The sequence below is a fragment of the Amycolatopsis sacchari genome (assembly GCF_900114035.1).
Lineage (GTDB): Bacteria > Actinomycetota > Actinomycetes > Mycobacteriales > Pseudonocardiaceae > Amycolatopsis_E > Amycolatopsis_E sacchari.
Genome location: NZ_FORP01000021.1, coordinates 87506 through 108082 on the forward strand (window position 1 = coordinate 87506; position 20577 = coordinate 108082).

22 protein-coding genes are annotated in these 20577 nt (G+C 72.3%); 10 read left to right on the forward strand and 12 right to left on the reverse strand.

Annotated features, from left to right (window positions below):
- Positions 1-39 precede the first annotated feature (39 nt).
- Positions 40-756 carry a CPBP family intramembrane glutamic endopeptidase gene (locus tag BMZ92_RS27850; protein WP_245783291.1) on the reverse strand — a complete coding sequence of 239 codons (717 nt, stop codon included), beginning with the start codon at positions 754-756 and terminating at the stop codon, positions 40-42.
- 138 nt (positions 757-894) lie between these two features.
- On the opposite strand from BMZ92_RS27850, the gene BMZ92_RS27855 reads away from it, so the two are divergent.
- Positions 895-1464 (forward strand): cupin domain-containing protein, encoded by a 570-nt coding sequence (locus tag BMZ92_RS27855; RefSeq protein WP_091513478.1) that lies wholly within the window; start codon positions 895-897, stop codon positions 1462-1464.
- On the opposite strand, the gene BMZ92_RS27860 is transcribed toward BMZ92_RS27855, so the two are convergent.
- The 3 genes from BMZ92_RS27860 to ffh all read right to left on the reverse strand — a co-directional run bounded on the left by BMZ92_RS27860 (position 1438) and on the right by ffh (position 4459).
- Entirely contained in the window at positions 1438-1809 is a 372-nt protein-coding gene (locus BMZ92_RS27860; RefSeq protein WP_091513480.1) for a nitroreductase/quinone reductase family protein, read from the reverse strand. The genes BMZ92_RS27855 and BMZ92_RS27860 overlap by 27 nt on opposite strands.
- A gap of 62 nt (positions 1810-1871) precedes the next feature.
- The gene (locus BMZ92_RS27865; protein WP_091513482.1) at positions 1872-2936 is read right to left on the reverse strand and encodes an amidohydrolase family protein; all 1065 of its coding nucleotides are present in this window, start codon (positions 2934-2936) and stop codon (positions 1872-1874) included.
- Entirely contained in the window at positions 2936-4459 is a 1524-nt protein-coding gene (ffh, locus tag BMZ92_RS27870; RefSeq protein ID WP_091513484.1) for a signal recognition particle protein, read from the reverse strand. The genes BMZ92_RS27865 and ffh overlap by 1 nt, the downstream gene beginning before the upstream one ends.
- A 179-nt stretch (positions 4460-4638) precedes the next feature.
- On the opposite strand from ffh, the gene BMZ92_RS27875 reads away from it, so the two are divergent.
- The 3 genes from BMZ92_RS27875 to BMZ92_RS37575 are packed head-to-tail and all read left to right on the forward strand — an operon-like array spanning position 4639 to position 7080.
- Positions 4639-6393: an ABC transporter ATP-binding protein gene (locus BMZ92_RS27875; protein WP_245783292.1), complete on the forward strand. Its 1755-nt coding sequence runs from the start codon at positions 4639-4641 to the stop codon at positions 6391-6393.
- Positions 6394-6403: 10 nt separating this feature from the next.
- A complete protein-coding gene (locus BMZ92_RS27880) occupies positions 6404-6826 on the forward strand; it encodes a MarR family winged helix-turn-helix transcriptional regulator (protein ID WP_091513488.1) in 423 nt (140 codons plus the stop codon).
- Between the two features lie 53 nt (positions 6827-6879).
- Entirely contained in the window at positions 6880-7080 is a 201-nt protein-coding gene (locus BMZ92_RS37575; RefSeq protein WP_177228894.1) for a hypothetical protein, read from the forward strand.
- Positions 7081-7688: 608 nt separating this feature from the next.
- On the opposite strand, the gene ku is transcribed toward BMZ92_RS37575, so the two are convergent.
- From ku to BMZ92_RS27910, 5 genes are all read right to left on the reverse strand, one after another.
- Positions 7689-8582 (reverse strand): non-homologous end joining protein Ku, encoded by an 894-nt coding sequence (gene ku, locus BMZ92_RS27890; RefSeq protein ID WP_091513491.1) that lies wholly within the window; start codon positions 8580-8582, stop codon positions 7689-7691.
- 36 nt (positions 8583-8618) lie between these two features.
- Positions 8619-8975, reverse strand: coding sequence for a hypothetical protein (locus BMZ92_RS27895; RefSeq protein ID WP_091513494.1), 357 nt, complete (start codon positions 8973-8975; stop codon positions 8619-8621).
- 157 nt (positions 8976-9132) lie between these two features.
- Positions 9133-11448 carry a [protein-PII] uridylyltransferase gene (locus tag BMZ92_RS27900; RefSeq protein ID WP_091513497.1) on the reverse strand — a complete coding sequence of 772 codons (2316 nt, stop codon included), beginning with the start codon at positions 11446-11448 and terminating at the stop codon, positions 9133-9135.
- Positions 11449-11454: 6 nt separating this feature from the next.
- Positions 11455-11793: a P-II family nitrogen regulator gene (locus BMZ92_RS27905; protein ID WP_091513500.1), complete on the reverse strand. Its 339-nt coding sequence runs from the start codon at positions 11791-11793 to the stop codon at positions 11455-11457.
- Positions 11790-13181 carry an ammonium transporter gene (locus BMZ92_RS27910; protein ID WP_177228895.1) on the reverse strand — a complete coding sequence of 464 codons (1392 nt, stop codon included), beginning with the start codon at positions 13179-13181 and terminating at the stop codon, positions 11790-11792. The genes BMZ92_RS27905 and BMZ92_RS27910 overlap by 4 nt, the downstream gene beginning before the upstream one ends.
- A gap of 205 nt (positions 13182-13386) precedes the next feature.
- On the opposite strand from BMZ92_RS27910, the gene BMZ92_RS27915 reads away from it, so the two are divergent.
- Positions 13387-14217 (forward strand): putative RNA methyltransferase, encoded by an 831-nt coding sequence (locus tag BMZ92_RS27915; RefSeq protein WP_091513502.1) that lies wholly within the window; start codon positions 13387-13389, stop codon positions 14215-14217.
- Positions 14217-14822: a (2Fe-2S)-binding protein gene (locus BMZ92_RS27920; RefSeq protein WP_091513590.1), complete on the forward strand. Its 606-nt coding sequence runs from the start codon at positions 14217-14219 to the stop codon at positions 14820-14822. The genes BMZ92_RS27915 and BMZ92_RS27920 overlap by 1 nt, the downstream gene beginning before the upstream one ends.
- Here BMZ92_RS27920 and BMZ92_RS27925 read toward each other — a convergent pair.
- A complete protein-coding gene (locus BMZ92_RS27925; protein WP_091513504.1) occupies positions 14796-15662 on the reverse strand; it encodes an aldo/keto reductase in 867 nt (288 codons plus the stop codon). The genes BMZ92_RS27920 and BMZ92_RS27925 overlap by 27 nt on opposite strands.
- A 73-nt stretch (positions 15663-15735) precedes the next feature.
- On the opposite strand from BMZ92_RS27925, the gene BMZ92_RS27930 reads away from it, so the two are divergent.
- The 4 genes from BMZ92_RS27930 (at position 15736) to BMZ92_RS27945 (ending at position 18955) form a co-directional block, all read left to right on the forward strand.
- Positions 15736-17025 carry an O-acetylhomoserine aminocarboxypropyltransferase/cysteine synthase family protein gene (locus tag BMZ92_RS27930; protein WP_091513506.1) on the forward strand — a complete coding sequence of 430 codons (1290 nt, stop codon included), beginning with the start codon at positions 15736-15738 and terminating at the stop codon, positions 17023-17025.
- An 82-nt stretch (positions 17026-17107) separates the two neighbouring features.
- Positions 17108-17635: a CoA-binding protein gene (locus BMZ92_RS27935; protein ID WP_091513508.1), complete on the forward strand. Its 528-nt coding sequence runs from the start codon at positions 17108-17110 to the stop codon at positions 17633-17635.
- A 37-nt stretch (positions 17636-17672) separates the two neighbouring features.
- Positions 17673-18452 carry an MBL fold metallo-hydrolase gene (locus BMZ92_RS27940; protein WP_091513511.1) on the forward strand — a complete coding sequence of 260 codons (780 nt, stop codon included), beginning with the start codon at positions 17673-17675 and terminating at the stop codon, positions 18450-18452.
- Positions 18449-18955: a GNAT family N-acetyltransferase gene (locus BMZ92_RS27945; RefSeq protein ID WP_091513513.1), complete on the forward strand. Its 507-nt coding sequence runs from the start codon at positions 18449-18451 to the stop codon at positions 18953-18955. Before BMZ92_RS27940 ends, BMZ92_RS27945 begins: the two co-directional genes overlap by 4 nt.
- Positions 18956-18958: 3 nt before the next feature.
- Here BMZ92_RS27945 and BMZ92_RS27950 read toward each other — a convergent pair whose 3' ends face one another.
- Both BMZ92_RS27950 and BMZ92_RS27955 read right to left on the reverse strand, forming a co-directional pair.
- Positions 18959-19603: a DJ-1/PfpI family protein gene (locus tag BMZ92_RS27950; RefSeq protein WP_091513516.1), complete on the reverse strand. Its 645-nt coding sequence runs from the start codon at positions 19601-19603 to the stop codon at positions 18959-18961.
- Positions 19578-20570: a GlxA family transcriptional regulator gene (locus BMZ92_RS27955; protein WP_091513517.1), complete on the reverse strand. Its 993-nt coding sequence runs from the start codon at positions 20568-20570 to the stop codon at positions 19578-19580. Before BMZ92_RS27955 ends, BMZ92_RS27950 begins: the two co-directional genes overlap by 26 nt.
- Between the last annotated feature and the right edge of the window lie 7 nt (positions 20571-20577).

Sequence of the window (20577 nt, forward strand, 5' to 3'; positions counted from 1 at the left end):
CGAACCACCTGCCGAGCCTAGTCCCCATCGCCATACCGGTCAGGAGCCCGTGAACAGCAGCAACGCCGGAGGCAGGTTGTTGACCGCGTGGGCGACCAGGCTCGCCCCCACCCGGCCGGTGCGCAGCCGCGCCCAGCCGATCGCGACCCCCTGCGCGACGAGCGCGACGGTGCGCGTCGGCTCGCCGTGCAGGTACGCGAAGACCAGCGCGGTCAGCACCAGCACCACCCACGGCGGGAGGCCGTGCCGGTCCAGCGCTCGCCAGAGCGCGCCCCTGACCAGCAGTTCCTCCGCCAGTGGAGTCGCGACCACGACCACGAGCGCCGCCAGCGCGAGCCAGAGCGTGGCGTCGCCGTCGCTCCGCGCGAGGTCCGAGAGCGGGCCGTCGGACACCCGGTCGGTGCCGTACAGCCCGAGCAGCAGGAGGTTGAGCAGGTAGCCGATGCCGACCGCCGCCGCGCCGCACGCGAGGCCGACCTTGACGTCCCGCGGGGTGGGCACGAGGCCGAAGCTCTCGCCGTGCCGGCGGGCGGCGAGCACCGGGGGCAGGCCGAGCAGCACCGTCGGCAGGAACGCCAGCAGGAGCACGGGACCCACGTCCAGCAGCTCCAGCGGGTCCGCCGTGGGCCGTCCCGAGCGCAGCGCGGTGATACCGAGCGTGACCAGGTAGTACAGGCCGAGGCCGGTGAAGAACGCCGGGAAACCCCAGTGGGCTCGGGTGCGGCTGCGCTGGTTCACCCCGGTGCCCCCTTCCACGGCGCCCAGGCTAGGTGGCGCCCCGCGACCAATCGAACCCGGGGCGTGAGCGATCGTCAACGCGGGGAGAACTCGCCTCTTTCCACCGGGGACCTCCCGCACGCGATGGTGGACGGGTTCACCCAAGGGAGGGCCGCCATGCCACTGGACATCGTCACCTGGGCGGAAAGCCTCATCGCCGAGGAGCACACGGAGCTGACCATCGGCCACGACGGCCGCCCCACGCGCATCCACGGCGCGCCCGACGCCAGCGGGCAGGCGCTCGTGACCAACGGTGCGGTCGGCGCGGACCTGCTGCGCCTGCCCGGCGGGTCCGGTTTCGTGCCGCACACCCACCCCGGGCACCACGTGCTCGTGGTGGTGGCGGGCATCGGCACGATCACCTACGCGGGGCGGATCCACGAAACCCGCGCGGGACAGGTGTACCTGGTGGAAGGCGCGGTGCCCCACGCCGTCGGCGCGATCACCGACCACGTGATCCTCGCGGTCGGCTCCCCGCACAAGCAGATCGACGCCGAGGACCGGATGGCTCCCGTGCCGTACGAGGAGGTCATCTCGCTCGACGGCGAGATGACGTGCCTGCTGTGCGCGGTCACCACGACGGCGCCGGAGCGGCCGCATTCGCTCGGGTGCCCGCACTGCCCCTGCCCGGAGTGCGTCGGCCGCTCCCCGGCCGACTCCTCACCGCGCAGCGGCGTCCTCGCCTGACAGGCGCACCGTGACCGTGACGCGGTTCTTCTCGTCGGCCCGGGCGGTCGCGTGGCCGGTGCGCTGGATCCCGTCCAGTTCGAGCGAGATCGGGCCGCCCTCGCCGGTGAAGTTGCGCCACCACTTCTTGCGCTCCGGCAGCTGCACGCTGATCGTCACGACGTCACCGGTCCGCCGGTACGCCACCGGGGTGCTGAAGGTGCCGCCCGAGCGGCGGCCGGTGTACGTGATCACCGTGAAACGCCTGTTCATCAGGTTGCCCCAGCGGGGCGAGGAACGCAGCCGCAGGACACCTGTGTTGACGCAGCTGACGAAACGGGCCGGGACCGGCTTCTGGTATCGCACGGACCGAAGCTAACTCCCGCGGCCGGATCCTGATCGGAAATGAGAAGGATCGGCGACCGGCCTTACCGGATGAGGGCTCCGCGCAGGACGATGTGGCGGGGATGGCGCAGGACGGACAGGTCCTCGCGCGGGTCGCGGTCGTAGACGAGGAGGTCGGCGGGGGCGCCCTCGGTCAGCGACGGGTGGCCCAGCCACTCCCGCGCCGCCCACGACGCCGCGGCGAGCGCCTCCGTGCGTGACATGCCCGCGCGCCACAGGGCCTCGATCTCGTCGACGAGACGCCCGTGCTCGACCATGCCACCGGCGTCGCTGCCCGCGTAGACGGGAACGCCCGCCGACAGCGCGGCCGCGACCATGTCGCCCACTCCCGCGTGCAGGGCACGCATGTGTGCCGCGTACACCGGGTACTTGCCCGCCTTGTCCGCGATACCGGGGAAGTTCTCGATGTTGATCAACGTCGGCACGAGCGCGGTGCCCCGGCGGGCCATCTCGGCGAGCAGGTCCGGGGTCAGGCCGGTGCCGTGCTCCAGGCAGTCGATCCCGGCGGCGAGCAGACCCGGCAACGCGTCCTCGCCGAAGACGTGGGCCGTGACGCGGGCGCCCGCCTCGTGCGCGACCTTGACCGCCTCGGCGAGGACGTCGTCGGGCCACAGCGGGGCGAGGTCACCGGCGGAGCGGTCGATCCAGTCCCCCACCAGCTTGACCCAGCCGTCGCCGTCAGCGGCCTGCGCCGCCACCGCTGAGGGCAGGTCGTCCGGCGAGTCCAGTTCCAGACCGAGGCCGGGGATGTAGCGCTTGGGCAGCGCCAGGTGCTTGCCCGCGCGGATGATGCGGGGCAGGTCGGCGCGCTCCTGCAGCGGCCGGGTGTCGATGGGCTGCCCGCAGTCCCGGATCAGCAGCGTGCCGGCGTCCCTGTCCACGAGCGCGTTCGCGATCGCTTCGTCCACAGTGGCCGGTCCGTGCACGCCGATCGCCGGGTGGCAGTGCGCGTCGACCAGACCCGGCACGAGGAAACCGCCGGACACCAGGGTCGGCGCGTCGGCCACCGGCTCGAACGTGAGCCTGCCGTCGCTGATCCAGACGTCCCGCTCCTCGTCCGAGGGCAGGACGACACCCCGCAGGTGCATTACTTGTTCTTCGGCAGCTTGAACTTCGACGGGTCGAACCCGGGCACGTCGTTCATGCCGCCACCGAGCTGGGACAGGTCGGGCATCCCGCCGCCACCGGGCGGCAGCATCGGCATGCCGCCGGGGAACCCGCCCCGCACCTTGGGCTGCGTCGGGCCCTTGCCCTTGCCCTTCTTGCCCTTCTTGTTCTTGCGCTTGGTGGCGCTGCCGCCGCCGAAGCCGAACCGGCCCGCCATCTGCTGCATCATCTTGCGGGCTTCGAAGAACCGGTTGACCAGGTCGTTGACCTCGCGCACCGTCACGCCGGACCCGACCGCGATGCGCTGCCGCCGCGAGCCGTTGATGATCTTCGGGTCGGCGCGCTCCGCCGGGGTCATGCCGCGGATGATCGCCTGCACCCGGTCCAGCTGCTTGTCGTCGACCTGGGCCAGCTGGTCCTTCATCTGGCCGGCACCCGGCAGCATGCCGAGCAGGTTGCCGATCGGGCCCATCTTGCGGACCGCGAGCATCTGCTCCAGGAAGTCCTCCAGCGTCAGCTGGCCGGTGCCCAGCTTCGCCGCCGCCTTCTCCGCCTGCTCCTGGTCGAAGGCCTGCTCGGCCTGCTCGATCAGGGTGAGCAGGTCACCCATGCCCAGGATCCGGCTGGCCATCCGGTCCGGGTGGAAGGTGTCGAAGTCCTCGAGCTTCTCGCCGTTGGAGGCGAACAGGATCGGCTGGCCGGTGACCTGCCGGACGGACAGCGCCGCACCACCGCGCGCGTCACCGTCGAGCTTGGTGAGGACCACGCCGGTGAACCCGACGCCGTCGCGGAACGCCTCGGCCGTGGTGACCGCGTCCTGACCGATCATCGCGTCGACGACGAACAGCGTCTCGTCGGGCTCGACCGCGTCACGGATGTCCGCGGCCTGCCGCATCAGCTCCTCGTCGACACCGAGGCGGCCCGCGGTGTCGACGATGACGACGTCGTGCTGCGCGTGCTTGGCCTCGGCGACACCGCGGCGCGCGACGTCGACCGGGTCGCCGACGCCGTTGCCCGGCTCGGGCGCGAAGGTCGGCACGCCGGCCCGCTCGCCGACCACCTGGAGCTGGGTGACCGCGTTCGGGCGCTGGAGGTCACAGGCCACGAGCAGCGGCGCGTGCCCCTGCTTCTTCAGCCACAGGGCGAGCTTGCCCGCGAGCGTCGTCTTACCGGAACCCTGCAGACCGGCGAGCATGATCACCGTCGGCGGGTTCTTGGCGAGGTTGAGCCGCCGCGTCTCGCCGCCGAGGATCGCGATGAGCTCCTCGTTGACGATCTTGACGACCTGCTGGGCCGGGTTGAGCGCGCCCGAGACCTCGGCGCCCTTCGCGCGCTGTTTGACCTGCGCGATGAACTCCCGTACCACGGGCAGCGCGACGTCGGCCTCCAGCAGCGCGATGCGGATCTCGCGCGCGGTGGCGTCGATGTCGGCGTCGGTCAGCCTCCCCTTGCCCCGCAGGTTCTGCAGGGCGGAGGTGAGCCGGTCGGAGAGGGTGTCGAACACGGGTGTGCACGCTCCAGCTGGTCGTGGTTGCTCCGCAGACCAGGGTAGCCGCCCGCCGTGCCCGACCTGCGGGTGCCGCGAACCGTCGCCGAGTCGATAAGACTCATATGCGTAGTTATCCGCGCTCTTGATTGGCTCTGTTGGGCAAATACCTTGCAGCGATTAGTACGCTCATGTGTATGACTTCACTCGTCGAGGATGCGGAACACCGCGTCCCGCTGCGCCGGATCGTCGCCCTGTTCCGGCCCTACCGGTGGGCGATGGCCGGGCTGCTGGGGCTCATCGCCGTGCAGGCCGCGCTGGGGGTGGCCGCACCGTTCTTCCTGCGCGAGATCCTCGACACGGCGCTCCCCCACCGCGACACCGTCCTGCTCACGCTGCTCGCGGCCGGGATGATCGCCTCCTCCGTCGGCAGCGGCGCGATGAGCGTGACGACCACCGGCGTCGCGAACACCATCGGCCAGCGGGTGATGAACGACCTGCGCGTCGGCGTCTACGAGCACCTCCAGCGCATGTCGCTGGCCTTCTACACCCGCACGCGCACCGGCGAGGTGCTGTCACGGGTGTTCAACGACATCGGTGGCGTGGACAACGTCGTCAACACGACCGCGGCCACCATCGCGCAGAACGGGATCACGACGCTCGCGATCGCCGTCGCGCTGCTGGTGATGAACTGGCAGCTGGCGCTGCTCGGACTGGTCACGGTGCCGGTGTTCCTGCTGTTCACGCTGCGGCTGGGCACCAAGCGCCGGGCACTGGCCCGCGGGCGGCAGACCCGGCTCGCGCGGTTGACCACGATGGTCGAGGAGTCTCTGTCGGTCGCCGGGGTGCTCCTGGCGAAGACCATGGGCGGCGAGCGGGAGCTGCGCGAGCGGTTCGCCAGGGAGTCGGCGGAGATCTCGCGGCTGGAACGGGAGTCGGCGCTGGCCGGGCGCTGGCAGCTGGCGTCACGGCGGATCTGCCTGACCTGCGTGCCCGCGATCGTCTACTGGATCACCGGGATGGCACTGGCACACGGCGCGAGCCCGGCCTCGCTCGGCACGGTCGTGGCGTTCACCAGCATGCTCAACCGGCTGGTCGCGCCGGCGAGCGCGCTGCAGTCGGTGGGGCAGAACGTGTCGGCCGCGACCGCGTTGTTCGGCCGGATCTTCGAGGTGCTGGACCTGCCCGCCGAGATCGCGGACCGGCCGGGCGCCGGGGAGCTGACCGTCCGGGAGGGTGCGGTGAGCCTGCGCGGGGTCTCGTTCCGGTACGGGGACGACTGGACGCTGCGGGACATCGACCTGGAGATCCCCGCCGGTTCGACGACGGCGCTCGTGGGCGCGACGGGCTCGGGCAAGACGACGCTGGCGTACCTGGTGGCGCGCCTGTACGAGCCGAGTGAGGGCTCGGTGCTGATCGACGGCGTCGACGTCCGGGACGTGACACTGGCCTCGCTGGCCGGGGCGGTCGGGCTGGTCTCGCAGGAGACGTACCTGTTCCACGCGAGCGTGCGGGACAACCTGCGGTTCGCGAAACCGGACGCGACTGACGAGGAGATCGAACGGGCCGCCCGCGCGGCGCACATCCACGACACGCTCGCCGCGCTGCCCGACGGGTACGACACGGTGGTGGGCCAGCGCGGCTACCGGTTCTCCGGCGGGGAGAAGCAGCGGATGGCGATCGCGCGGATCCTGTTGCGCAACCCGCCCATCCTCGTCCTCGACGAGGCGACGAGCGCACTCGACAACCGCACCGAGCGGGCGGTGCAGGCGGAGCTGGACCGCCTGGCGGCGCAGCGCACGACGATCGCCATCGCCCACCGGCTGTCCACAGTGGAGCACGCGGACCAGATCGTGGTGCTCGACCGCGGGCGGATCGTGGAACGGGGCAAGCACGCGGAACTGCTGGCACTGGGTGGGCGCTACGCCCGATTGGTCCGGGGTTCCTCGTAGGGTGTGGTGCATGGCGGATCCGGACCCCGACCTCGCCCGCGTCGTGCGGGAGGGGGTCGGCAGGCTGAACTGGCGGATGCGCGCCGAACGCGGCGGGGAGAGCACGCTGGTGCTGGCCGTGCTCTCGCGGCTGTACCGGGCGGGCACGCAGACACCCAAGGAGGTGTCGGACGGGGAGAAGATCCAGCCGCAGTCGCTCACGCGCGTGCTGGCGGCGATGGAGCGTGACGGGCTCGTGTCGCGGCGGCCCGACCCGGCCGACCGGCGGCGGTCGCTGCTGGACATCACCGAGCAGGGGCGGACGGCGTTGCGGGACTACAGCGAAGAGCGCGAACGGTGGCTGGCCGCCGCGATGGCGGAGACGCTGACGGAGACGGAGCGGGAACTGCTCCGCCTGGCGGCGAAGGTGATGATGCGGCTCGCGGACAGTTGAGGGGTGGGGTTTGGGGGGTGGCCGGGGATGGGGGCGGGCTCGGCGGTGGGGGGTTGGCGGCGCGCAGGCGCGGCGGCGAGCGGCGGCGAGCGGCGGCGAGCGGCGGCGAGCGGCGGCGAGCGGCGGCGAGCGGCGGCGAGCGGCGGCGAGCGGCGGCGAGCGGCGGCGAGCGGCGGCGAGCGGCGGCGAGCGGCGGCGAGCGGCGGGGCGGACCGACGGCGGGTGGCGAGGGTTGGCTGCGCCGGGGCGGGTGACGGGGCGGGTGCCCGGCGGCTGAGGGCGGAGGCCAGGCCCGGCGGCGGCGGGGCGGGTGCCCGACGACGGGCTGCGGGCCCGACGGTGGTGGGGCGGCGGGCCGGATCGGGCGAAGGCCTGCGGCGGGTGGCGGGGCGGGTGCCCGACGACGGGCGGCGGGCCCGGCGGTGGCGGGGCGGCGGGCCGGATCGGGCGGAGGCCTGCGACGGTGGCGGGCCGGGAGCCCCGCGGCGGCGGCCTCCGAGGGCGCGAAGTCGGAGCCGGGAGCCGCAGCGAGGTGGGGTGCGGAGCCGAGAAACCCGGACCACGAGCCTGAAAACCCCCGGAAATACTCATGCGGGTGGCTCGCCCCCTCGCCGAGCCACCCGCATGGTCGCGTCGAAAGCGGGTGGGCTTCCGCTCGCCGGACCCCCAGTACCTGGCGAGATGGCCTTCGCCGTCTCCGACGCGATGGCCTTAGCCTGCCCGGTCCCGGGGTGCGCCCGGCAGCGTGAAGACCCCCAAGTAGCGCTGCGTAGATCTACTCAGGTTTCCCGCGGCTTCGTTCGCACGCGCAGGGGTGACGCGGCACGGAGAACCCCGTGACGCGACTTTTCCAAGATTTTTTTCAGCGCTTCGACTTCGGCGCGGAGCGGGCCTTCGACGCCGCCTTCTTGGCGCCTTCCTTGGCCTCCGCCGCCTTCTTCGCCGCCGCCTTGGCGCGTTTCACCGCAGGCGACGTGGCCTGGTCGGTGTCCGTGCGCTCCTGCGCCGTCTCCTGCAACGCGTCCAGCAACGCCTCGACACCCGCGTCCTGGATCGCCGCCGTCGGGCGCAGTACCTCGCGGTCCTCGACCTTCGCCTGGATCAGCTCCTGCAGCGCCGCCGAATACCTGTCCGCGTAGCGCGCCGGTTCGAAATTGCCGGACAGGTTCTCGATGATGTTGGCGGCGGCCCGCACCTGTGCCGTGTGGATGTCCATGTCCTCGTGCAGGAACGGGAAATCCGGGGCCCGCACCTCGTCCGGCCAGTGCAGCGTGTCGAGCATCAGCACCTGCCCGCGCACGCGCAGCGCGCCCAGCGTTTCCTTCTGCCGCAACGCGACCCGCACGATCGCGAGCCGGTCGGCCTGCTGCAGCGCTTCACTGAGCAGCACGTACGGCTTGGTGCCGGCCACTTCGGGCTCTAGGTAGTAGCTCTTCAGGAAGTACAGCGGATCCAGCTGGCCCGGCGGGACGAACCCGCAGATCTCGATCGAATGCGCCGTGGGCAACGGCAGGTCGGCCAGCTCGTCCTCGGACAGCACGACGACGTCACCGCCCGGCAGCACGTAGCCCCGGCCGACCTCCTCCTGCGGGATCTCGGCACCGTCCACCTCGCACACGCGCTTGAGGCGGATGCGCCCGCCGTCCACCGCGTGCAACTGGTGCAGCCCGGTGCTGTGGTCCTCGGTGGCGCTGTAGGCCTTCACCGGGATCGCCGAGCTGCCGAAGCCGATGGTGCCTTTCCACACGGTCCGCATTCGAACAGCGTAGCGAACACCAGCTCGCAATTCTTGCTACAAACGGGTGTTCGGCCCGGCGAATTCGGCCGCGAGCTGGGCGAACGGCTGGCTCTCCGCCAACGCGTCCGCCGAATAGCCGAACGCACCCGCCGCCGCCTGGAGCACCTGCGACAACGCGCCGACCTCCGGTGAGGGCGCCGCCGCGAGCACGCCCGAGCGCCCGTCCTCGACCCGCTCCGCGAGCCGGGCCAGCGCGCTCGACAGCAGCCGCTGCCCGTTCACCAGATCGCTGATCACCGTGGCCAGTTCACCCAGCTCCACCTCGTCGGCGTTGTCGAGTTCGGCGGCGCAGGCGCGGAGGTGGGAAGCGGCCACGGTGGACGGCAGGACCGTCGGCTCGATCTCCGGCATGGCGGCCATCCTGCCATCGCGATCACCGAACGCCCGTGCGACACCCCGGCCGCTCCCCGAATCCGTCCGGGACCGCTCGCGCCCGCGACCCGGCTGGGGCGGGAGGCCGCGGCCGCACGATCCCGGGCCGCGGCCCGCGCCGCCCGCCCGACACCGATCAGGACGCCGCCGCCAGCACCGCCCGCTCGACCCGCCGCCGCCACGTCTGGTCCAGCGGCGCACCCCTCGGCGCGACGGCGAACGAGTCCACCACCGCCCCGCCGAGCGTCGCGACCTTCGCCCAGCGCACCTCCGCGTCGCACGCCTGCAACGCGGCCGCGACCCGGTGCAGCAGGCCGATCCGGTCCTGCGCCCGCAGTTCCAGCACGACCGTGCTGGCGCCGGAGGTCTCGTCGTCGAACCACAGCACCTTCGGCTTCGCCACGATCCGCACCGGCGACGAGTAGTCCCGCTCCTTCGCGGCCAGCTTCTGCTCCAGCGCGAGCCCGCCCGACACCGCCCGCGAGAACTGCTCCCGCAGCAACGCCGGATCCGGCAGCGAACCGAACTTCGGCGAGGCCGTGAAGATCCCCGCGCGGCCGTTGCCGGAGCTGCGCAGCACCGCCGTGTGCACCTCCAGCGAGTGCAGCGCGAGCACCCCGGCGGCCGGCGCGAGCAGCTCGACGCGTTCGGGCACGGCGAGCACGACCTTCGCCAGGTTGCCCTCCGAGCTGATCGACACCTCCCCGCGACCGGTGCGCACGGCGGTGGCGACGAGCTCCCGCTGCTCGGCGTCGAGCGGCTCCGGCGGCGCGAAACCCTTGCCCTGCACCACGTGCCGGCAGCGGCTCACCAGGTTCGCGACCAGCCCCGCCTTCCAGTCGGTCCACACGCCCGGCCCGGTGGCCCGCGAGTCGGCCTCCGTGAGCGCGTGCAGCAGCTCCAGCAGGACGACGTCGTTGTCCAGCGTCTTGGCGACCCGCGCGACCGTGCCCGGCTCCTCGATGTCCCGCCGGGTGGCGGTGTGCGCCAGCAGCAGGTGGTGCCGCACCATCGCCGACACCGTCGAGGCGTCGGGCTCGGACAGGCCGATCCGCCGGGCCACCTGCGCCGAGATCGCCGCACCCAGCTCCGAGTGGTCGGCCTCGCGGCCCTTGCCGATGTCGTGCAGCAGGGCACCGAGCAGCAGCAGGTCCGGCCGCGACACCGTGGTGGCCAGCTTCGCCGCCTCCACGCACGTCTGCACGAGGTGCCGGTCCACGGTCCACGCGTGCACCGGCTCGCGCGGCGGCAGGTCACGCACCGCGCCCCACTCCGGGAACAACCGCGCCCACAGACCCGTGCGGTCCAGCGCCTCGACCGCGTCGACGAGCCCGTCGCCCGCACCGAGCAGCTCGGTGAGGGCGTCACGCGCGTCGGGCGGCCACGGGGTGCGCAGTTCCGGTGCGGAGTCGGCGAGCGTGCGCAGCGTGCCGTGCGCGATCGGCGCTCCGGTCCGTGCCGAGGCGGCCGCGACCCGCAGCAACAGGCCCGGGTCCTTGGCGGGCACGGCGTCGCGGGCCAGCGACACCTCGCTGCCGTGCAGCACCACGCCCTCGTCGAGCGGGGTGCGGCTGGGGCGCCGCCCGAACCTGCCCTTCGGCTGGTCCACAGTGGACCGAAGGGCGACCTCGACGGCGTAGCCGACCGTGCGGCCGGCACCGGCGAGCTTGCGGGCGAGCGTGAAGCGGTCACCGAAACCGAGTTCGGCGGCCACCAGCTCGGCGTCCACCGCGCCAAGGACGTCCCGGTCGCGCCGGAGTTCACGCCGCATCTCGGTGCGCACGTCGAGCAGCAGTTCCTTCGCCGCGCGCAGCTCCTCGCCGGGGCGGTCGGTCAGCTGGGCCGCGGCGAGCGCGTCCAGCACGCCGAGGTCCCGCAGCCCGCCCTTGCCGTACTTGAGGTCCGGCTCGGCGGACTGGGCGATCTCCCCGCTGCGCTGCCAGCGTTTGCGGGTCGACTCCGCCAGGTCCGGCAGGCGTTTGCGGGCCGTGCGGCGCCACTGGTCGCGCGCCGCGGTGATGAGCCGGTCCGCGAGCTGCTCGTCACCCGCGAGGTGGCGGGCGTCGAGCAGGCCCATCGCGGTCCGCAGGTCCTCCGACGCCACCTGCAGCGCTTCGGCCGGGGTGCGCACGGAGTGGTCGAGGCCGATGCGCGCGTCCCACAGCGGGTACCACAGCGCGTCGGCGATTTCGGCGACACCGGGGTTCTGGTTGTGCACCAGCACCAGGTCGAGGTCGGAGAACGGCACCAGTTCGCGCCGTCCGAGGCCGCCGACGGCGACCAGCGCGACACCGGGTTCAGCGGTGTCGACGCCGGCCGCCGCCGCGGCCTTGCTGAGCCAGAACTCGTACAGGTCCACCAGTGCCGCCCGCAGTGCGGCGGCGCCGAGCCGGCCGTGGCGACCTTCCAGCAGCCGGTTCGCGGCCTGCGCGAGTTCCCCCCCGAGAACCATCCGCGCCTACAGCGCGTCCGTGCCGCGCTCGCCGGTGCGAACCCGGACCACGGTCTCGACCGGCGTCACCCACACCTTGCCGTCACCGATCTTGCCGGTGTGCGCGGCGTTGACGATCGCCTCGATGACCTTCTCCACGTTCGCGTCGTCCGTGACGACCTCGACGCGGAGCTTGGCCACGAAGTCCACGGCGTACTCGGCGCCGCGGTAGACCTCGGTGTGGCCCTTCTGCCTGCCGTAGCCCTGGACCTCGCTGACGGTCATGCCCAGCGCGCCCAGCTGCTCCAGCGCGGCCCTGATGTCGTCGAGCGTGAACGGCTTGACGATGGCGGTGATCAGCTTCATGCCTTGCTCCCTTCCAGTGCCGCGCCGTCCTTGGCCGAGGCGACCGCCGCCGGGGTGGCACCGCTGTGGCCACCGAGGACGGACCCGCCGAAGTCGTAGGCGCTCTCCGCGTGCTGCGCCTCGTCGATACCGCTGACCTCGTCCTCCGTGCTGACGCGGAAGCCGCCCGCGGCCTTGATGAGGAAGCCGAGGATGAGCGTGATCACGAACGAGTAGACCATCACCGTGACGGCCGCGGCCGCCTGCTTGCCCAGCAGCCCGAGGCCACCGCCGTAGAACAGGCCGTCCGCGCCGAGCGAGTTGACCTTGGTGGTGCCGAAGAAGCCGATCAGCAGGGTGCCGACGAGACCGCCGACCAGGTGCACGCCCACGACGTCGAGCGAGTCGTCGAAGCCGAGCTTGTACTTCAGGCTGATCGCCAGCGCGCACAGGGCACCGGCGATGACCCCGATCGCGATCGCGCCGAGCGGGGTGACGAAACCACACGCCGGGGTGATCGCGACGAGACCGGCGACGGCACCGGACGCGGCACCCAGCGTGGTCGGCTTGCCGAAGCGGAGCTGCTCGACGAGCAGCCAGCCCAGTACCGCGGCCGCGGTGGCGACGGTGGTGTTGGTGAAGGCGACGCCGGCGAGGTCACCGGCGGACAGGGCCGAGCCCGCGTTGAAGCCGTACCAGCCGAACCACAGCAACGCGGCGCCCAGGAGGACGAACGGCACGTTGTGCGGGCGTCCGGTGTCCTTCGGCCAGCCCTTGCGCTTGCCCAGCACGATCGCGAGCGCGAGACCCGCGGCACCGGCGTTGATGTGCACCGCCGTCCCGCCCGCGAAGTCGAGCGCCTTGAGCTTGTTGGCGATCCAGCCACCGGCCGAGTCGGGGCCGATGAAGCCGTCGAACGAGAACACCCAGTGCGCGACCGGGAAGTAGACGATCGTCACCCACAGGACCACGAACAGGGCCCAGCCCCAGAACTTGGCGCGGTCGGCGATCGCACCGGAGATCAGCGCGGGGGTGATGATCGCGAACATCAGCTGGAACATGGCGAACGCGAGCACCGGCAGCGCGTCGGCGCCCGGCCACGCGACCGCGGGGCTCGTGCTGGTGGCCGCCGTGGCGAACCCGGCGAGCTGGCCCCACGTGTCCGCGAAACCGGCGTGGTGGAAGTTGCCGATCAGGCCGCTGAACGCGTCGGTCGAGAACGTCTCCCCGAACCCGTAGAGGACCCACAGCACGGACACGATCGCCAAGCAGATGAAGTTCATCATGAGCATGTTCAGGACGCTCTTCACGCGAACCATGCCGCCATAGAAGAACGCCAGCCCTGGTGTCATGAGCATGACCAGCGCGGCGCTGGCCAACACCCATGCGGTGTCTCCTGCGTTCAGCACATCTTCCTCCCGGCTCGAGATATTGCCCGGGAGTTTTGAATTCGGGTGTTTCACCGGACCGCATCGGACGTTTCACCGACGTGAACTGTCCGGGCGCGAGTGTTACGACCAGGTTTCCCGCCGCCGAGGTCGTGGTGTCCATTCACGAAACGTCGTCGTCAGATACCGTGCGTGACGGGCGGCGGGCGCGTGCTGAGATGGAGCAATGACGCTTCCGGCTCCCGTCGTCGCCGCGCTGCGGTGCTCGGTGTGCGGCGATCCCGTCGAGCTGACCGGCCGCGCCCTGCGCTGCGCCCGTGCGCACGCCTTCGACCTGGCGAAACAGGGGTACGTGAACCTCCTGCACGCGAAGGTCCCGTCGGGCACGGCCGACACCGCGGAGATGGTCGCGGCGCGGGTCGAGTTCCTCGGCGCGGGGCACTACGCCGGGCTCGCGGACGCGCTGGCGCGCCGCGCGGCGGAGCTGCGGCCGGAACTCGTGGTGGACGCGGGCGCGGGCACCGGTTACCACCTCGCGCGGGTGCTGGACGAGGTCTCCGGGGCACACGGGCTGGCCCTGGACGTGTCCGCGCTCGCGTTGCGGCGCGCGGCACGGGCGCACGAGCGCATCGGCGCCGCGGTGTGGAACCTGTGGGAGCCGTGGCCGGTCGCGAGCGGTTCGGCGGAGCTGGTGCTGAACGTGTTCGCACCCCGCAACGGGGCGGAGTTCGCCCGCGTGCTGCGGCCCGGCGGGCGCCTGCTCGTGGTGTCGCCGCAGCCGGCGCACCTGCGGGAGCTGGCGTCGGTGGCAGACCTGCTGGAGGTGGACGGGCGCAAGGAGGAGCGGCTCGACGCGGCGCTGGCCGGGCACTTCGCACCGGTGTCCCGCACCGAGCACACCGAGCGGCTCACACTGTCCCCTGTGGACGTCCGGCGCGCGGTGCTGATGGGCCCCAACGCCCACCACCCCGAACGGCTGACGCGGCTCGGCGACGTGACCGAGCCGCTCGACGTGACCGCGTCCTTCCTGCTGTCCGAATACCGGCGGCTGCCGTGATCGCCGTCCCGGCGGCACGCATCGAAGACCGGGCGTGGCTGCGCGCGCAGATCGGCCTCGCCGCCCGGCGCTACGGCTGCGCGGCGCCGGACGTGCTCGGCACGATCTGGTGGTACTCGGCGTCGTCCGTGCTGGTCGCCCCGACGCTGGAAACGCTGGCGAGGGCCGAACCGCTCCTCGACCCGGCGCTCGACGCGCTCAGCCTGGACCTGCTCGAAGACGGCAGCCTCGTCGCCGCGCACTCCGCACGGCGGCTCACCGGTGACGTCGCGACGGCGTTCGCCGGGATGATCGAGTCCGTCGTCGCGGCACTCGCCGACGTGACCGGCGCCCGCGCCCCGGCACTGCGCGCGATCGCGACGGACTCGATCGCCAACCGTCTACTGTGGAACGGCGCGCCCGCGCTCGCGGAACCGCTCGCCACCGCCATCGGCCTGCCGAAGCCGCGTTACACCGACGTGGACGGCACGACGGTCGTCCGGCGCGCGTCGTGCTGCCTCATCTACCTCGCCACCCGGCAGGACAAGTGCCTGAGCTGCCCGCGGCAGACCCCCGCCGAGCGCGAGCGGCGCCTGCGGTCAGCCTTCGCCCAGCGCGGACAGTGACGCGAACTCCTCGTCGGTCAACTCCACGTCCGCGGCGCCGACGTTCTCCTCCAGGTGCGCCACCGAACGCGTGCCCGGGATCGGCAGCATGACCGGGGACCGCCGCAGCAGCCACGCCAGCGCCAGCTGCGCGGGCGTCGCGTCGTGCTCCTTGGCCGCCTGCTCCAGCACACCGCCGGGCTGGGCGAGCTGACCGGTCGCGATCGGGAACCACGGGATGAAGGCGATGCCCTCGGCCTCCCCGTGCTCCAGCACGGCCTCGTTGTGCCGGTCCGCCAGGTTGAACAGGTTCTGCACGCTGACGATCTCGACCACCTCGCGCGCCTGTTCCAGCTGGTCGACGTTCACCTCGGACAGTCCGATGTGCCGGATCTTGCCCTCGTCCCGCAGCAGTTTGAGCTCACCGACCTGGTCCGCCAGCGGGACCTCGGGGTCGACGCGGTGCAGCTGGAACAGGTCGATGCGGTCCCGCCCGAGCCGGCGCAGGCTCATTTCGAGCTGCTGCCGCAGGTACGCCGGGCGGCCGCACGGCACCCACTCGTCGGGACCGGTCCGCAGCAGCCCCGCCTTGGTGGCGATGACCAGGTCGTCCGGGTACGGGTACAGCGCCTCCCGGATCAGCTCCTCGGCCACCGACGGCCCGTAGGAATCGGCCGTGTCGATGAGGTTCACGCCGAGTTCGACGGCCCGGTGCAGCACGGCGACGGCGCCTTCGGAGTCCGCCGGCGGGCCCCAGACGCCGGGGCCGGTGAGCTGCATCGCGCCGTAGCCGAGCCGGTGCACGGGCAGGTCGCCGCCGAGCGGGAAAGTGCCTCCTGGAGCGGACTGGAAGTTCGTCATGGCAGGGCAACTACCCACTTCCAACGGCCGGGAACCTTGGCCTGCCGGGGAAATCCTGGGTAACGTCCCAGGGGTGAGTGAGCGCAGCTGGGGTTTCCGCACCCGTGCCCTGCACGCCGGGGGCACCCCCGACCCGGCGACGGGGGCCAGGGCGGTCCCGATCTACCAGACGACGAGCTTCGTGTTCGAAGACGCGGCCGACGCGGCCAACCTGTTCGCGTTGCAGAAGTACGGCAACATCTACAGCCGCATCGGCAACCCGACGGTGGCCGCCTTCGAGGAGCGGCTCGCGAGCCTGGAAGGCGGTATCGGCGGGGTCGCGACGAGCAGCGGGCAGGCGGCCGAGTTCCTCACGTTCGCCGCGCTCGCCGAGGCCGGGGACCACATCGTGTCGGCCAGCGGGCTCTACGGCGGCACGGTCACCCAGCTCGACGGCACGCTGCGCCGGTTCGGCGTGGACACGACGTTCGTACCGGGGGACGACCTCGACGCGTACGCGGCGGCGATCACCGACCGCACGAAACTGATCTACACCGAGGTCATCGGCAACCCGAGCGGCGGCATAGCGGACATTTCCGGCCTGGCCGACCTCGCGCACGCCCACGGCATCCCGCTGGTGGTCGACGCCACACTCGCGACGCCGTACCTGTGCCGGCCGATCGAGTACGGGGCGGACATCGTGCTGCACTCGGCGACGAAGTTCCTCGGCGGGCACGGCACCACGCTCGGCGGCGTCGTCGTCGAGTCGGGGAAGTTCGACTGGGGCAACGGCAAGTTCCCGCGGATGACGGAGGTCGTGCCCTCCTACGGCGGCCTGAAGTACTGGGAGAACTTCGGCGAGTACGCGTTCTGCACGCGGCTGCGCGCCGAGCAGCTGCGTGACATCGGCGCGGTGCTCTCGCCGCATTCGGCGTTCCTGCTGCTGCAGGGCGTGGAGACGCTGCCGCAGCGGATGGACGCGCACGTGCGCAACGCGCAGGCGGTGGCGGAGTTCCTGGCCGCCGACGAGCGCGTGGCGTGGGTGAGCTACGCGGGCCTGCCCGACCACCCGCACCACGAGCGCGCGAAGAAGTACCTGCCGCTCGGGCCGGGCGCGGTGTTCTCGTTCGGCGTCAAGGGCGGCCGGGCGGCGGGCGAGAAGTTCGTCGAGTCGGTGGAGCTGCTGTCCCACCTGGCGAACGTCGGCGACGCCCGCACGCTGGTGATCCACCCGGCGTCGACGACGCACCAGCAGTTGTCCGACGAGCAGCTGGAGGCCGGTGGCGTGGGGCCGGACCTGATCCGCCTGTCGATCGGTCTGGAGGACGTCGAGGACATCTGCTGGGACATCGACCAGGCTTTGGCTGCGGCGGTGAAGGCATGAGGACTGCTTGCAGGTCCGAATCATCGAACACCATGCTGGCAAAGGACACTGCCGCGGCTTGCCGCGTCCGACGGGAGGCCGCATGAGTCTGGAGACGAGTGTTCCGGCCGGGGCGGTGCGGTCGGAGGGTGCGGTGTCGTGGACGGCGCCGACCGCGCGGGAACGGCAGGCGATCCTGCGCCGGACGAAGTCGGTGACGATCATCGGCGCGTCGGACAACCCGGCGCGGCCGAGCTTCTTCGTCGCGACGTACCTGCTGTCGTCCAGCCGGTACCGGGTGAACTTCGTCAACCCGCGGCTGAAGACGCTGCTCGGGCAGCCGGTGTACGCGTCGCTGGCGGACGTGCCGGACGTGGACCTGGTGAGCGTGTTCCGCAAGCACTCCGACCTGCCGGACGTCGCGGAAGAGGTGATCAAGGCCGGGGCGCGCACGTTGTGGCTGCAGCTGGGCCTGTGGCACGAGCCGGTGGCCGGACGCGCCACCGAGGCCGGACTGGACGTGGTGATGAACCGGTGCGTGAAGATCGAGCACGCGCGGTTCGCCGGTGGCCTGCACCTCGCGGGCTTCAACACCGGGGTCGTCAGCTCGCGGCGCCAGTCGGCGCCGTGAGGGGAAGGATCGCCATGCCGAAACGGTTGTTCCTGTCATGACCGGAGAGCTGCGGGTGACGTTCGTCGGTGGGCCGACCGCGTTGCTGGAGATCGCCGACCGGCGGCTGCTCACCGACCCCACGTTCAGCCCCGCCGGGGAGTACGAGACCGGGCCGGGACGCACGCTGACGAAGACCGAGGGGCCCGCGGTGCCGCTCGAGTCGCTGGAGCCGGTCGACGCCGTGCTGCTGTCGCACGACCAGCACGCGGACAACCTCGACCCGGCGGGGCGTGACCTCGTCGGGCGGATCCTGCTGACGCTCACCACGGTGAGCGGCGCGCGCCGGCTCGGCGGGACCGCGCAGGGCCTGCCGCCGTGGGCCGCGATCAACCTGGGTTCGCTGCAGGTGATCGCCGTGCCCGCGCAACACGGCCCGGCCGGGGCCGAGGGCGTGACGGGCGAGGTGATCGGGTTCGTGCTGCGCGGGCGGGACGTGCCGTCGGTGTACGTGTCGGGTGACAACGCTTCGCTGGACCAGGTGCGGGCGATCGCGCGCCGGGTCGGTCCGGTGGACGTGGCGCTGCTGTTCGCGGGCGCGGCACGCACCTCGTTGTTCGACGGCGCGCCACTGACGCTCACGAGCGAACTCGCCGCCGAGGCGACGCGCATCCTGAACGCGAAGATCGTGATCCCGCTGCACACCCGCGGCTGGGGCCACTTCACGGAAGGCCCCGACGCTGTGCGCAAGGCGTTCGCGAACGCGGGGTTGAGCGAGCGGTTGCGCGTGCTCGAACCCGGCGAGTCGATCACGCTGGTCTCCCGCCGCGGCGAGTGAGCGGCGTAAGGCTGCTGCCCCTCGGCGAAGTCGCGATCCGCGCCCTCGCCGAGGGGGATTTCGCTGGGGCAGCCCGCTCGGTTCCGGTGCCGCTGCCGCCGTTCTTCGGGCGGCCGGAGTGGGTGCCGGGCTGGGGGCGGGCACGGGCCCGCCTGGACGCCGACCCACGCGCCGCCGCGTGGCTGGCACACGTGATCTGGGACGAGCACCGGCAGCTGGTCGTGGGCCGGGCAGGCTTTCACGACCTGCCCGACCCCGCGGGCCGCGTCGAGGTGACCTACGGGGTCGAGCCCGAGTACCGCCGCCAGGGCTACGCACGTGCCGCGCTGAAGCAGCTGCTCGCGCGGTCGGTCAGGGCGCCGGAGGTGGTGACCGTACGGGCGGTGATCCGCCCGGACAACGTCCCCTCGCGCCGCCTCGTCGCGCAGTGCGGCTTCGTCGAGGTGCCCGCGCATGACGAGCCCGGCGGCCCCTGGGTGGTGTACGAGTTCGACGCCCGCTAACCCCTACTCCGCCCCCTCCAGCACGAAGCGGCTCCGCGAGCGGAGGAACTCCACCACCTCCGCCGGGGCCTTCGCCGGGCTGCCCGCGTCGTGGGGTGGCTGGGGGTCGTACTCGATGCCCAGTTGCACGGCCTGCGACAGGAAATCCCCGCCCAAGCGGTTCGCCAGCGTCAGCGCCATGTCGATGCCCGACGACACGCCCGCCGCGGTCACGTACTTGCCGTCGAAGACCACGCGCTCGCTCACCGGCGTCGCGCCCAGCGCGGGCAGCTGCTCCAGCGCCAGCCAGTGCGACGTGGCGCGCTTCCCCTTCAGCAACCCCGCCGCGCCGAGGATCAGGGAGCCCGTGCACACCGAGGTCGTCCACGTGCTCGTCGCGTCCACCGCCCGCAGCCACTCGTGCACCGGGCCGTCGGCCATGAGCGCCGTCTGGCCCGGTCCGCCCGGCACCACCACGATGTCCGGCCGCGTCACCTCCTCCAGCGGCGCGTCCACCACCAGCCCGAGGCTGCCGATGTCAGTGCGCACGGGACCGGTGCGCTCACCCGTGAAGACGACCTGCGCCTCCGGGATCCGGCTGAACACCTCGTACGGTCCGACGGCGTCGAGCGCCGTGAGGCGGTCATACAGCAGGATGGCGATCTGCATCTCTTTCCCTCCGTAGGCCGGACTGGAACCGGCGGCGGTATTCGGCGGGGCCGACGCCGAGCGTGCGCAGGAACGCGCGCCGCATCGCTTCCGGTGTGCCGAAACCACACCGGTGCGCGATGTGCATGACCCCGTCCGTCGTGTCTTCGAGCTGCCGTCGCGCGGCCTCCAGCCGCACGCGGTCGACGTACCGGCCCGGCGACATCCCGACCTCCGCGGTGAACGCGCGCGCGAAGTGCCGCGGCGACAGGTTCACCCGCCGCGCCAGCGCGTCCACCGTCAGGTCGTCGCCAGGGTGTTCGGTGATCCACTGCTGGATCCCCTGCAGCGGCTCGCTGCTCGCGGTCTGCGTCGCGAGCTGGACGCTGAACTGCGCCTGCCCGCCCGGACGGCGCAGGAACACCACGAGCTGCCGTGCCACGCGCAGCGCCAGCTCCCGGCCGAAGTCCTCCTCGACCAGCGCGAGCGCGAGGTCGATGCCCGCGGTCACCCCGGCCGACGTCGCGACCCGCCCGTCCCGCACGAAGATCGGCTCCGCGTCCACCTCCACGTCCGGGTAGCGGCCGGCGAGCGTGCCGCAGTAGGCCCAGTGCGTCGTCGCCCGGTGCCCGTTCAGCAGCCCGGCTTCGGCGAGCAGGAACGCACCCGTGCACACGGACACCACCTGCCGCGCCTCCCCCGCGTGCCGCCGCAGCCAGCCGACGACGTCAGGATCCGGATCGCGCGTGCCCTCGCCGCCGGGCACGAGCAGCAGGTCCGTCACCCTGGCCCGGCCGAGGTCCTCGTCGGGCGTGACCAGCAGGCCGCTCGACGTGTGCACGGGACGGCCACCGGGGGCCGCCGTCGTGACGGCGTACCCCCGCTCCCCTCGCAACCGGTTGGCGGTGCTGAACACCTCCAGCGGCCCGGTCAGGTCGAGGCTCTGCACGCCCTCGAACAGGACGATCAGCACCGTGCGGGTTCCCATGCCACCC